This window comes from Pseudomonas sp. NFACC37-1, from assembly GCF_900101575.1.
Taxonomy (GTDB): Bacteria; Pseudomonadota; Gammaproteobacteria; order Pseudomonadales; family Pseudomonadaceae; genus Aquipseudomonas; species Aquipseudomonas fluorescens_AA.
Genome location: NZ_FMUZ01000026.1, coordinates 34,560 through 47,073, shown reverse-complemented (window position 1 = coordinate 47,073; position 12,514 = coordinate 34,560). Strand labels below are relative to the sequence as shown.

The window sequence follows — 12,514 nt, the reverse complement described above, 5'->3', positions numbered from 1 at the left end:
CGAACGGTGTCGCCGGCCTGGTGAGGCGGGGCGCGCGAAATAGATATCGTGCCCGACTATAACGCGAGGCCCCGCCGACTGTGAACGCAGACGCTGTATTCAGTCTCTGAATGGAGCGTCACATGTTGACTCAGTCTGGGCTGCTTGCCAGTATTGCATATCGCCAATTTGGCGATATGTTTGGCGCATGTCTACTAAATATCGATTTAAAAATACTTACCGCATTCAACTGCGTGAACGAGACCATCCACCGCCCCATGTTCACCTGACGTGTGGTGGGGTGGATGTGATGTTAAGCCTGGAGACCGTGGAAGTGATGATGGGCCGTGCGCCGCCGTTGATCATCAAGGAAGCGCTGGACTGGGTCGGGGTCCACCAGGCGCAACTGTTGGAGGATTGGAAACGATGTTACCCATGAAACGGCCGCGGCTATTGGCCGTGCAGGCCTTATTACCGTTCAGTCTTGAACTGACGTTCATCGACGGGCAGCAATTGACGCTGGACTTGAGTGCCGACGTGCAACGTTACCCAGGCTTGCAGCCTTTGCTGAAAGAGGCTGCGTTTGGAGGTGCGAGCCTGGGGGATGATGGTTGGAGCGTGGAATGGCCCGAACTGGATATCCAGATCGGTGCCGATACCTTGTATCTGGATGCGCTGGCGCAGAATGCCGTGGATGAAAATACCCGTATCTTCATCGATTGGCGTGCCCGTACCGGCCTGCCGTTGAACAAGGCTGCCGAAGCCCTCGGGGTCAGCACTCGCAGCATCACTCGCTATAGCAGTGGGCGCGAGGCTGTACCTCGTTCGCTGGCCCTCGCGTGCTTGGGATGGGACTCGCTGCAGCGTGGCGCGGGCATCGCGGCGGCGGAACCGATCGGCCGCTACACCGTCACGCGCAAACCCTAGTCGGTCGAAGGCGGTGGCTGTTCATAACGGGCGTTGAACGCCTGGACGAAACCGTTGCGCAGGATCTGCAGGAAGGCTTCGAAGGCGCTGATGTCCTGCTGGTGAACATTGCCGCTGAGTTCCACTCGGGTGGCGAACTGGTTCTTGCGCTGGTTCTTGAGGGCTGTTTCGCCCGTGCCGACCAACGCTTCCCAGACCGAACGGAAGATGTTCTTGTTCTGGTTTTCCACATCCTGCTGCCAATCGAACACATCGACATCACGCAGCAGAGGCTTGATGTAGCCGCTGAGCCGGGCATTGTCGGCTTCGGCCTCGACCACCAGGTCGCCGTGGCCGGCGTTGAAATCGAACTTGCCATAGGCGGCGGCAAAGTCGTTCAGGCGTTTGAGTTCGATGTTCGTGGCCCGCAGGCGGAAATCGAAATCTTCGAAATTGCTCAAGGGGTCGAAGGTGGCTTGCATTTCCAGGGGCGCATGTTCGGCTACCAAGGCTTTACCCTCGAAACGGGCGTCGCGCTTGCCTTCGGTGTCGACCACGTTGGTCAGGTTGTAGAAGCTGGCGTTGACGTCGGTGGCCCGCAGGTTGACTGGTGGCTTGGAGTTGAAGTTGCGAAAGGTGACCTTGCCGTCCCGGATGCGCACTTCGTTGAAGGTGATGGGTAGCAGTTTGCCCAGTTGTTCGCGCCAATTGGTGCCCCGGCCGGTCTGGGAGTTCTGTCGGTTGGCTCCGCCGTCGACGAAGTTTACTTCGGGGCGGGCGAATTCCACCTCGGCCACCACCGCGTGGTCGTACCACAGCGAGTGCCAGCTCACCGACAGGTCCACCAGCGGTGCGGTGACGAACGGCACCGGGACCTTGCCGTCGACCTTGACGATTTCCAGGCCGTTGATCCGATAGGCACCGCGCCACAGGGCCAGGTCCACGTCGGTGATCTGGCCGCGATAATCGCCCATATTGGCCAGTTTATCGTTCAGGTAGTCGCGTACCAGGTAAGGCAGGGCGAAATGCAGGGCCACCAGCACCGCGACGAGGGTGGCGAACACCCACAGTGGCCAGCGATATCGACGCTTCATGTCAGTCATTCTCCAGCGTTTGTTGGGGGGGCGCCTCCTAATGCCATTGACTGTCGCAACAACGGGAACGTTCGGTGCAACTGGACGCCTGTGGGCAACAGGCATACCTTTAAAGGCTTAAATTCTCGCCGCATCAAGGACCCAGCCATGAGCCGTATATTCGCTGACAACGCCCATTCCATCGGCAATACGCCACTGGTACAGATCAACCGCATTGCGCCGCGCGGTGTGACCATCCTGGCCAAGATCGAGGGGCGCAACCCAGGGTATTCGGTCAAGTGCCGGATCGGCGCGAACATGATCTGGGACGCTGAAAGCTCGGGCAAACTCAAGTCGGGCATGACCATCGTCGAACCGACTTCGGGTAATACCGGCATTGGCCTGGCGTTCGTGGCCGCCGCCCGTGGCTACAAGCTGATGCTGACCATGCCGGCCTCCATGAGCATCGAGCGCCGCAAGGTGCTCAAGGCCTTGGGGGCGGAACTGGTGCTCACCGAACCGGCCAAGGGCATGAAGGGGGCCATCGAGAAGGCCGCCGAGATCCTGGCCAGCGATCCTTCCAAATACTTCATGCCGCAGCAGTTCGATAACCCGGCGAACCCGGCGATCCACGAAAAAACCACCGGCCCGGAAATCTGGAACGACACCGACGGCGCGGTGGATGTGCTGGTGGCGGGCGTGGGCACCGGCGGAACCATTACCGGGGTTTCGCGGTATATCAAGAACACCTGTGGCAAACCGATCTTGTCGGTGGCGGTCGAACCTGAGGTTTCGCCGGTGATTACCCAGGCGATGGCGGGCCATGAGATCAAGCCCAGCCCCCACAAGATCCAGGGAATCGGTGCCGGGTTCGTGCCGAAGAACCTCGACCTGTCGATCGTCGACCTGGTCGAGCGGGTCACTGACGACGAGTCCAAGGCCATGGCCCTGCGCTTGATGCAGGAAGAGGGCATCCTCTGTGGGATCTCCTGTGGTGCGGCGATGGCGGTGGCTGTGCGCCTGGCGGAAAAACCGGAAATGCAGGGCAAGACCATCGTCGTGATCCTGCCGGATTCGGGCGAGCGGTACTTGTCGAGCATGTTGTTCAGTGATTTGTTTACCGAGCAGGAGACTCAGCAGTAACGGTGAATGGACTTCGAGGGTGGAGGGACCTTTGTTGTGGCGAGGGGATTTATCCCCGCTGGACTGCGCAGCAGTCCCCCAGCAACTCAGCCGGCTCGATAGCTGGGCCGTCAGGTTTCAGGGTCGCTTCGCAACCCAACGGGGATAAATCCCCTCGCCACAGGGTGGTGAGCAGGAAGTTGATCAGCGTCAGCCAAGGTTCAGGCCGTGCATGTTAAGAAGGACATTGTTGCGTAATCCTCAACAGTGAATGTTTGTGCCGGGCGGTTCCCTGGCCTGGCCACGATCTATAACATGGCCGGCCGCTGCGTCGGGCTGATGGCGTTGCGTAGTTGTTTTGGACAAGGAGTTATAAATGACCGTTTCGTTTGTCGCCAAGGCCTCGCTGTTGCTGCTGTTTTTGGGCAGTACGCTTTATGTGCATTTGCGTGGCAAGGCGCGTTTGCCGGTACTGCGGCAATTCGTCAACCACTCGGCGCTGTTCGCCCCCTATAACGCCCTGATGTACCTGTTCTCCGGCGTGCCCTCGAAGCCTTACCTGGATCGCAGCAAATTTCCCGAACTGGATGTGCTCAAGGACAACTGGCAAGTCATTCGCGACGAGGCCATGCACCTGTTCGACGAGGGTTACATTCGTGCCGCCGAGAAGAACAACGACGCCGGTTTCGGCTCGTTCTTCAAGAAGGGGTGGAAGCGCTTCTACCTCAAGTGGTACGACAAACCGCTGCCGTCGGCGGAGATGCTGTGTCCGCGCACCGTCGAGCTGGTCAACCAGATCCCGAATGTGCGCGGTGCGATGTTTGCCCTGCTGCCCGGTGGCAGCCATCTGAATCCACATCGAGACCCCTTCGCCGGTTCGTTGCGTTATCACTTGGGGCTGTCCACGCCCAATTCCGATGACTGCCGGATCTTCGTCGACGGTCAGATCTACGCCTGGCGCGACGGCGAAGACGTCATGTTCGATGAAACCTATGTGCACTGGGTCAAGAACGAAACCCCACAGACCCGCGTAATTCTGTTCTGCGATGTCGAGCGCCCCCTGAAAAGCCGGCTGATGACCCGCCTCAACCGCAGCATCAGCGCGTTCCTCGGCCGCGCCACCGCGCCGCAGAACCTGGAGGAAGAACACGTCGGTGGCATCAACCGGGCCTATGCCTGGAGCAAGTCGTTCAGTGACGGCATCAGCGGCCGGGTCAAGCAGTTCAAGCGCAAGCATCCCAAGGCCTACCGGGTGATGCGGCCAGTGTTGGCGGTGGCGGTGCTGACGGCGCTTGGCTACTGGTTGTTCGTTTAAATATTGCGTAGTCCATCGAGCGCTGGTTATAGTCGGCGCTCTTCGGGTTTTCGAACCCACCCTTCAAGAGATCGGCTCATGCCTGCATCCCCTGTCATCGCGGTCGTGGTTCCAGCGTTCAACGCTGGCGTCGTGCCGTGTGGGAGTCAGCAGCCTGCGCAGATCGGTCAATACCCTCCACCTGTCAGTAGCCCACCGGTGTACGCCGTCGTATCACCGCCGGGTGTTGGCATTCAGGGCTGATCGGCAACGGTTGCCATCCCCTGTGCCCGCCCGGAAAAAACTACTGGACTTCAGCTTCGGCTGAGTTGGCTTTTTGCCTGACTACAGGTGGTATTCATGTTTTTCCTTTCCAGAAACGCCTTATTGGCGGCGGCTTCCACGAGCCTGTTCGTTTTGCTGTGGAGCAGCGGGGCGATCTTTTCCAAGCTGGGCCTGGCCCACGCTTCCCCCTTCGCCTTTTTGCTGATCCGTTTTGCCATCGCGCTGTTCGCCTTGGTGCTGTTGATCCCCATGCTCAAGTTCAAGCTGCCCAAGACCGGCAAGCCGATGCTGTACGCGGTGACCACCGGGTTGGTGCTGCTGGGCGCCTATCAGATTTTTTATCTGCTGGCGCTGCAAATGAATGTCACGCCCGGGGTCATGGCCACCCTGATGGGCGTGCAACCGATCCTGACCGTGGTGCTCATGGAACGTCAGCGTTCCTGGTCGCGGATGTTCGGCCTGGTGCTGGGCTTGGTCGGGTTGGTCATGGTGGTGTACCAGGGCATCGGCCTGGCCGGCATGTCCCTGGCGGGGATGGTGTGCGGGTTGCTGGCACTGGTGAGCATGACGGCCGGTTCCATCATGCAGAAGCGCATCACCGATAACCCACTGGGCACGCTGCCGGTGCAGTACCTGGCCGGGTTGGTGTTGTGCGCGGTGTTCGTGCCGTTCCAGCCGTTTCACTTCGAATACAGCACGGGGTTCTTCGTGCCGGTGCTGTGGATGGCGCTGGTGGTGTCGGTGCTGGCAACGTTGCTGCTGTACCGTTTGATTGCTCGGGGCAACCTGGTGAATGTCACCAGCCTGTTCTACCTGGTGCCGGCGGTGACGGCGATCATGGACTACCTGGTGTTCGGCAACCGGCTGGCGTTGTTGAGCTGGCTGGGGATGGTGCTGATCATCGTGGGGTTGGTGTTTGTGTTTCGTAAGAGCCGCTAGCCCTTAGTCATCGCTGGGTGTACCACCGCCATCGCGAGCGAGCTCGCTCCCACAGGGTTATGCGCAGCCCTTTTGTGGGAGCGAGCTTGCTCGCGATGGCCTATTAAGCCACACCGATGGATTACCGGGCAGACGCTTCAGCCGGTTTCACCACCCCAGGCTTCAACACCAACCACAACGCCGCCGCAATCAACACCCCGCCATACAAATGCGCCATCCCCAACGGCTCATCCAGCAGCAACGCCCCCCACAACACGCCGAATGGCGGGATCAGGAACGTCACGGTCATGGATTTGACCGGGCCGATGGAGCTGAGCAGGCGGAAGTAAAGAATGTACGCCAGCGCAGTGCACACCAGGCCCAGCCCCAGCAGGGACAACCAGACGCTCCAGCCGCCCCAACTGGCCGGCGGCTGGCTGATGACGCTGTAACCAAACAGCGGCAGCAAGAACACCGTGGCACCGAACATGCTGCCCAGGGCCGAGAGGCGGCTGTCCAGGCCTCCCTGGTGATCGAGCCAGCGCCGGGTGAGGAAGCCGGCAAAGCCGTAGCAGGTCGTGGCCAGCAGGCAGGCGAGGGCGCCCATCAACAGTTGCAGGTCGAAGGCCACCGGGCCGGCGCGGGTCAGGATGGCAACGCCGAGCAGCCCCAGGAAGACACCGCTGACCTTGGCCGGGGTCAGTTGTTCGCTGAAGAACAAGCCGCCGATCAACACCCCCATCAATGGCGTGGTGGCATTGAAAATCGCTGAATAACCGGCCGGCAGCACCTGGGCCGCCAGCGAATAAAACGTGGCCGGAATGCCCGAGTTGATCAGGCCCAGCACCATCACGACTTTGAGCTTGCCGCGAAAATTCCAGTCGACGCGCATCAGGGCCAGGATCACCAGCAGCCCGACGAAGGCGATGGACACGCGAAAGAATGCAGTGGGGAGGGTGCCAATGACGGGGGCGATGATGCGCATGAACAGGAAGCTGGCCCCCCAGATGGCGGCCAATGACAGTAAACGCAGGATATCGACGAGGTTCACGAGCCACTCCTTCCTTGATGGGGTGGCAAGTGTCGCCGCCCTGCATAGCGATGGCAATGGTTGCGTTGGCGCGTGATTGGCCTCTAAGCTCAGTCGCCAATAACAAGCATGACCCGCCGAGGTTTACCCTATGACGCAGCCATGGCCCGCCCTCGAAATCGCCCGTTCGATCCTCGACGGCTTCGACGATTATCGTGAGCATTTCCGGCAGATCACCGACGGCGCCCGCGCCCGGTTCGAGCAGGCCCTGTGGCTGGAGGCCCAAGCGGCGTCGGCGGCGCGGATCAATTTGTATGAAGAAAAAGTCTTCGAAACCGTCGCCAGGCTGCACAAGGCCTTCGATGACGAAACACTGATGGATGTGGGCTGCTGGCCGCTGGTCAAAAGCGCCTACATCAGCCTGATCGACCTGCGTTTCGACGATGAACTGTCGGAAACCTGGTACAACTCGATCTTCTGCGGGTTGTTCAGCCACGACCTGATCAGCGACGGCACCATGTTCATCCACACCACCCGGCCCAGCCTGCGCCGGGCCCGCGCCGCCCAGACCCGTACCTACAAGCCCCAGGGGCAGTTGGACCGGATGCTGGCGAGCGTGTTCGCCGATTACCGGTTCAGCGAGGACTACGGCGACTTGCCAGGCGACCTGCTGCGCCTCGAAGCGCAGTTGCGCGAGAACCTGCCGGACTGGGTCTGCAAGGATCCGGAACTGACGGTGGAGTTGTTTTCCTCGGTGCTCTACCGCAACAAGGGCGCCTACCTGGTGGGCCGGATCTTTACCCGCGACGATCAATGGCCGCTGGTGATCCCGCTGCTGCACCGTGAGGGCCGGGGTATCCAGATCGATGCGCTGATCACCGACGAGGCGCAGGTGTCGATCATCTTCTCGTTCACCCGCTCGTACTTCATGGTGGACGTGCCGGTGCCGGCGGAATTCATCGGCTTTCTCAAGCGCATCCTGCCGGGCAAGCACATCGCCGAGTTGTACACCTCCATCGGCTTCTACAAGCACGGCAAGTCCGAGTTCTACCGGGCGCTGATCAACCACCTGGCGAACACCGACGACCAGTTCATCATGGCGCCCGGTGTGCGCGGCATGGTCATGAGCGTGTTCACCCTGCCGGGCTTCAACACGGTGTTCAAGATCATCAAGGACCGCTTCTCGCCGTCGAAAAACGTCGACCGGGCCACGGTGATCGAGAAGTACCGACTGGTGAAAAGTGTCGACCGGGTCGGGCGCATGGCCGATACCCAGGAGTTCGCCGATTTCCGCTTTCCCCTGAGCAAATTCGAGCCGGCCTGCCTGGAGGAACTGTTGGAAGTAGCACCTTCCACGGTGTCGGTGGAAGGCGAGACGGTGCTGATCCGGCACTGCTGGACCGAACGCCGGATGACGCCCCTGAACCTCTACCTGGAAAACGCCAACCCCGACCAGGTGCGCGAGGCGCTGGAAGACTACGGTCTGGCGATCAAGCAACTGGCGGCGGCCAATATCTTCCCCGGCGACATGCTGCTCAAGAACTTCGGCGTGACCCGCCACGGTCGCGTGGTGTTCTATGACTACGATGAAATCTGCTTCCTCACCGAAGCCAATTTCCGCCACATCCCCGAGCCCCGTACCCCGGAAGACGAAATGGCCTCCGAGCCCTGGTATTCCATCGGGCCGTTGGACGTGTTCCCCGAGGAGTTCCCGCCGTTCCTGTTCGCCGACGCCGGGCAGCGCAAGCTGTTCGACCAGTTGCACGGCGAGCTGTACAACGCCGACTACTGGAAAAGCCTGCAAGAGGCAATCCGGGCGGGGAAGGTGATCGATGTGTTCCCGTATCGGCGTAAGGGTTAGAAGCAGCTTCAAGCTTCAAGCTTCAAGCGGCAAGTTTTGAGTTTCAGGGCAGTGCCGCTTGCAACTTGCAGCTTGCAGCTTGAAACTTGCCGCTGCTCCTATTCCCCTTGCGTACCTGATGACTGACCAAGCCCCCGCTATCGACAAGCTGCTGAAAAACCTCGACCACGCCATGCTCGCCGACCGTCACCGGTTGCGGCGCCAGTTGATCGAGCTGCGCAAGAAGCCCGACGAGGCCAAGTTGGCCCAGTGGGTGGCGCGCATGCAGGCGTCGTGCGACCAGGTGCTGGCGCGCAAGGCGAGCCTGCCGGTGATCCGCTATGACGACAATCTGCCGATCGCCGCCAAGCGCGACGAAATCAAGGAGGCGCTGCTCAAGCATCAGGTGCTGATCATCGCCGGCGAAACCGGCTCGGGCAAAACCACACAGTTGCCGAAGATCTGCCTGGAAATCGGTCGCGGCCAGCACGGCTTGATCGGCCACACCCAGCCGCGTCGGATCGCCGCCCGCAGTGTCGCAAGCCGTGTCGCCGAAGAGCTGGCCACGCCGTTGGGGGCGTTGGTGGGGTATCAGGTGCGCTTCGAGGACCAGAGCGACGCCAACACCCTGATCAAGCTGATGACCGACGGCATCCTGCTGGCCGAGACCCAGAACGACCGCTACCTCGAGCGCTACGACACGATCATCGTCGACGAAGCTCACGAACGCAGCCTGAACATCGATTTCCTGCTCGGCTACCTCAAGACCCTGTTGCCGCGCCGCCCGGACCTTAAAGTCATCATCACCTCGGCGACCATCGACCTGGAGCGCTTTTCCAAGCACTTCGACGACGCGCCCATCGTGGAAGTTTCGGGCCGCACCTTCCCGGTGGACACCTGGTATCGCCCGCTGACCCTGGAGCAGGACGAGGAGGGCAACCGGGTCGAGGACGACTTGACCGTCGACCAGGCGATCCTCGCCACCCTCGATGAAATCGCCGCCTACGAGCGCAGCGAGCGCCGCAGTCCCGGGGACGTGCTGGTGTTCCTGCCGGGCGAGCGGGAGATTCGCGACGCCGCGGAGATGCTGCGCAAGGCCCAGCTCAAGCACACCGAGATCCTGCCGCTGTATGCGCGTTTATCGCCGGCCGAACAGCAGCGGATCTTCCAGTCCCACCCGGGCCGTCGCGTGGTGCTGGCGACCAACGTCGCCGAAACCTCGCTGACCGTGCCGGGCATTCGCTACGTGATCGACAGCGGTACCGCGCGCATCAGCCGCTACAGCTACCGGGCCAAGGTCCAGCGCTTGCCCATCGAGGCCATTTCCCAGGCCAGCGCCAACCAGCGCAAAGGCCGTTGCGGGCGGGTCGAGCCGGGCATTTGCGTGCGGTTGTACAGCGAGGAAGATTTTCTTGGGCGGCCGGAGTTCACCGATCCCGAGATCCTGCGCACCAACCTGGCGGCGGTGATTCTGCAGATGCTGCACCTGCGCCTCGGCGAGATCACCGACTTCCCGTTCATCGAGCCGCCGGACGGCAAGGCCATCAGCGACGGTTTCAACCTGCTGCAAGAACTCTCGGCGGTGGACCGCAACAGTCAGCTGACCCCGCTCGGTCGGCAGTTGGCCCGCCTGCCGGTGGACCCACGCATGGGACGCATGCTGCTGGAAGCGGCGAAGCTGGGCAGCCTGCAGGAAGTGTTGATCGTCGCCAGCGCCATGTCGATCCAGGACCCGCGCGAGCGTCCGCCGGAGCGCCAACAGGCGGCCGACCAGGCCCACGCCCAGTGGAAGGATCCGGATTCGGACTTCGCCGGGCTGGTCAACCTGTGGCGCGGTTTCGAAGAACAGCGCCAGGCCCTGACCGCCAGCCCGCTGCGCAACTGGTGCCGCAAGAATTTCCTCAACTACCTGCGCTTGCGCGAATGGCGTGATTCCCATCGCCAGTTGAGCCTGATCTGCCGCGACATGCAGTTGAGCCTCAACAAGGAGTCGGCGGATTACCCGAAGCTGCACAAGGCGGTGCTCTCGGGCCTGTTGAGCCAGATCGGCCAGAAAACCGAAGACGGTGATTACCTCGGTGCTCGCCAGCGGCGGTTCTGGGTCCATCCGTCGTCGGGCCTAGGCAAGAAGCGGCCGCAGTGGCTGATGACCGCCGAGTTGGTGGAAACCACCAAGTTGTACGCGCGCATGGTGGCCAAGATCGAGCCGGACTGGATCGAACCGCTGGCCGGGCACCTGATCAAGAAAAACCACTTCGAACCCCATTGGGAGAAGAAGCGCGGGCAAGTGGTGGCCTATGAGCAGATCACCCTGTTCGGGCTCATTGTCGTCGGTCGGCGGCCGGTGCATTACGGGCCGGTGGACCCGGTGGTGTCCCGTGAGCTGTTCATCCGCGAGGCGCTGGTGCGCGGCGAGATCCAGTCCAAGGCCAAGTGCCTGGGGGCCAATACCCGCCTGCTGGAGCAACTCGACGAACTGGAAGCCAAGGCCCGTCGCCGCGACATCCTGGCGGACGAGGAAACCCTGTTTGCGTTCTACGACGCCCGTTTGCCGGCCGAGATCCACCAGACCGCGACGTTCGACAGCTGGTACCGGATCAACAGCCAGAAAGACCCGCAATTACTGATCATGCGCGAGGAAGACGTGTTGGCCCGCGAGGCCAGCGAGGTCACCGCCACGCAGTACCCCGACACCTTGCGTGTCGGTGACCTGACCTTACCGCTGAGCTATCACTTCGAGCCCAACCATCCCCGCGACGGCGTGACCTTGCGCGTGCCGGCACCGTTGTTGCCGATGCTGCCGCCGGAACGCCTGGAATGGCTGGTGCCGGGGATGATCGAGGCCAAGTGCATCGCCCTGGTGCGCAACCTGCCCAAGGCCTTGCGCAAGAACTTCGTGCCGGTACCGGACTTCGTCAAGGCGGCGCTGCAACGTATCACCTTCGCCGAGGGCTCGTTGCCGCAGTCCCTGGGCCGTGAGCTGCTGCGCATGACCGGTGCGCGGGTCAGCGACGAAGCCTGGGCCGAAGCGGCCCAGCAGGTGGAAAGCCACTTGCGCATGAACCTGGAAATCGTCGACGGCCAGGGCAAGTTCCTCGGCGAGGGCCGCGACCTGGCCGAGCTGACAGCACGCTTTGCCGAGGCCAGCCAGGCGGCCTTGGCCGTGCCGCAAACGGCAAAAAGCCAGGCACCGGTGGAGGCGAAGGTCTTCGCGCCGGTGGCCGAGAAAACCCAGCAGAAGATCGCCGGGCTGTCGATGACGGTCTATCCGGCGCTGGTGGAAGAGGGCGGCGTGGTCAAGGAAGGGCGTTTCCCGACTCCGGCCGAAGCCGAATTCCAGCATCGCCGCGCTTTGCAGCGCTTGCTCATGCAGCAATTGGCCGAATCGGCCAAGTTCCTGCGGGGCAAGCTGCCGGGGCTGACGGAGCTGGGCCTGCTGTACCGCGACTTGGGTCGCATCGACGGCCTGGTGGAAGACATCCTGCTCGCCAGCCTCGACAGCTGTGTGCTCGAAGGTGAAGCGAGCCTGCCCCGCGACGGCGCCGCCCTGGCTGCCCTGGCCGAGCGCAAGCGCGGCGGCTGGACCGAACACGCCGAACGCCTGGCCAAGCTGACCCTGGACATCCTCAAGCTCTGGCATGGCCTGCAGAAACGCTTCAAGGGCAAGATCGACCTGGCCCAGGCCGTGGCGCTGAACGACATCAAGCAGCAACTCAGTCACCTGGTGTACCCGGGCTTCGTGCGGGAAACCCCGCATCAGTGGCTCAAGGAGCTGCCGCGCTACCTCAAGGCCATCGAGCAACGCTTCGAGAAGTTGGGCAGCCAAGTGCAGAAAGACCGGGTCTGGAGCGGCGAACTGTCGAACCTCTGGGCCCAATACCAGGCCCGCGCCAGCAAACACGCCCAGGAAGGCAAGCGCGACCCGCAACTGGAATTGTACCGCTGGTGGCTGGAGGAATACCGGGTGTCGTTGTTCGCCCAGCAACTGGGCACCAAGGTGCCGATTTCCGACAAGCGCCTGGGCAAGCAGTGGGGGCTGGTGGAGGGGTGATGGCAGAAGTCAGATG

General features: G+C 61.9%; 10 protein-coding genes. 8 read left to right on the top strand and 2 right to left on the bottom strand.

Annotated features, from left to right (window positions below; translation table 11 throughout):
* The first annotated feature begins 122 nt into the window (after positions 1 to 122).
* The 3 genes from BLP82_RS31735 to BLP82_RS22395 are packed head-to-tail and all read left to right on the top strand — an operon-like array spanning position 123 to position 906.
* Positions 123 to 269: a hypothetical protein gene (locus BLP82_RS31735; RefSeq protein WP_256576660.1), complete on the top strand. Its 147-nt coding sequence runs from the start codon at positions 123 to 125 to the stop codon at positions 267 to 269.
* The gene (locus BLP82_RS22400) at positions 224 to 418 is read left to right on the top strand and encodes a DUF4160 domain-containing protein (protein ID WP_256576659.1); all 195 of its coding nucleotides are present in this window, start codon (positions 224 to 226) and stop codon (positions 416 to 418) included. Before BLP82_RS31735 ends, BLP82_RS22400 begins: the two co-directional genes overlap by 46 nt.
* Positions 406 to 906 (top strand): DUF2442 domain-containing protein, encoded by a 501-nt coding sequence (locus tag BLP82_RS22395; RefSeq protein WP_092173094.1) that lies wholly within the window; start codon positions 406 to 408, stop codon positions 904 to 906. The genes BLP82_RS22400 and BLP82_RS22395 overlap by 13 nt, the downstream gene beginning before the upstream one ends.
* On the opposite strand, the gene BLP82_RS22390 is transcribed toward BLP82_RS22395, so the two are convergent.
* Positions 903 to 1,979: a DUF748 domain-containing protein gene (locus BLP82_RS22390; protein WP_092173090.1), complete on the bottom strand. Its 1,077-nt coding sequence runs from the start codon at positions 1,977 to 1,979 to the stop codon at positions 903 to 905. The two genes, BLP82_RS22395 and BLP82_RS22390, sit on opposite strands and share 4 nt — an antisense overlap.
* Before the next feature lie 147 nt (positions 1,980 to 2,126).
* On the opposite strand from BLP82_RS22390, the gene cysK reads away from it, so the two are divergent.
* The 3 genes from cysK (at position 2,127) to BLP82_RS22375 (ending at position 5,598) form a co-directional block, all read left to right on the top strand.
* Positions 2,127 to 3,101: a cysteine synthase A gene (cysK, locus tag BLP82_RS22385; RefSeq protein ID WP_092173087.1), complete on the top strand. Its 975-nt coding sequence runs from the start codon at positions 2,127 to 2,129 to the stop codon at positions 3,099 to 3,101.
* A 355-nt stretch (positions 3,102 to 3,456) separates the two neighbouring features.
* Positions 3,457 to 4,395 carry an aspartyl/asparaginyl beta-hydroxylase domain-containing protein gene (locus BLP82_RS22380; RefSeq protein ID WP_092173084.1) on the top strand — a complete coding sequence of 313 codons (939 nt, stop codon included), beginning with the start codon at positions 3,457 to 3,459 and terminating at the stop codon, positions 4,393 to 4,395.
* Positions 4,396 to 4,734: 339 nt separating this feature from the next.
* Positions 4,735 to 5,598: a DMT family transporter gene (locus tag BLP82_RS22375; RefSeq protein WP_092173081.1), complete on the top strand. Its 864-nt coding sequence runs from the start codon at positions 4,735 to 4,737 to the stop codon at positions 5,596 to 5,598.
* Positions 5,599 to 5,719: 121 nt separating this feature from the next.
* On the opposite strand, the gene BLP82_RS22370 is transcribed toward BLP82_RS22375, so the two are convergent.
* The gene (locus BLP82_RS22370) at positions 5,720 to 6,628 is read right to left on the bottom strand and encodes a DMT family transporter (RefSeq protein WP_092173078.1); all 909 of its coding nucleotides are present in this window, start codon (positions 6,626 to 6,628) and stop codon (positions 5,720 to 5,722) included.
* A gap of 130 nt (positions 6,629 to 6,758) precedes the next feature.
* Between BLP82_RS22370 and aceK the strand changes: the two genes are divergently transcribed.
* Positions 6,759 to 8,468 carry a bifunctional isocitrate dehydrogenase kinase/phosphatase gene (gene aceK, locus BLP82_RS22365; RefSeq protein ID WP_092173075.1) on the top strand — a complete coding sequence of 570 codons (1,710 nt, stop codon included), beginning with the start codon at positions 6,759 to 6,761 and terminating at the stop codon, positions 8,466 to 8,468.
* Between the two features lie 118 nt (positions 8,469 to 8,586).
* The gene (gene hrpA / locus BLP82_RS22360; RefSeq protein ID WP_092173072.1) at positions 8,587 to 12,498 is read left to right on the top strand and encodes an ATP-dependent RNA helicase HrpA; all 3,912 of its coding nucleotides are present in this window, start codon (positions 8,587 to 8,589) and stop codon (positions 12,496 to 12,498) included.
* Positions 12,499 to 12,514 lie beyond the last annotated feature (16 nt).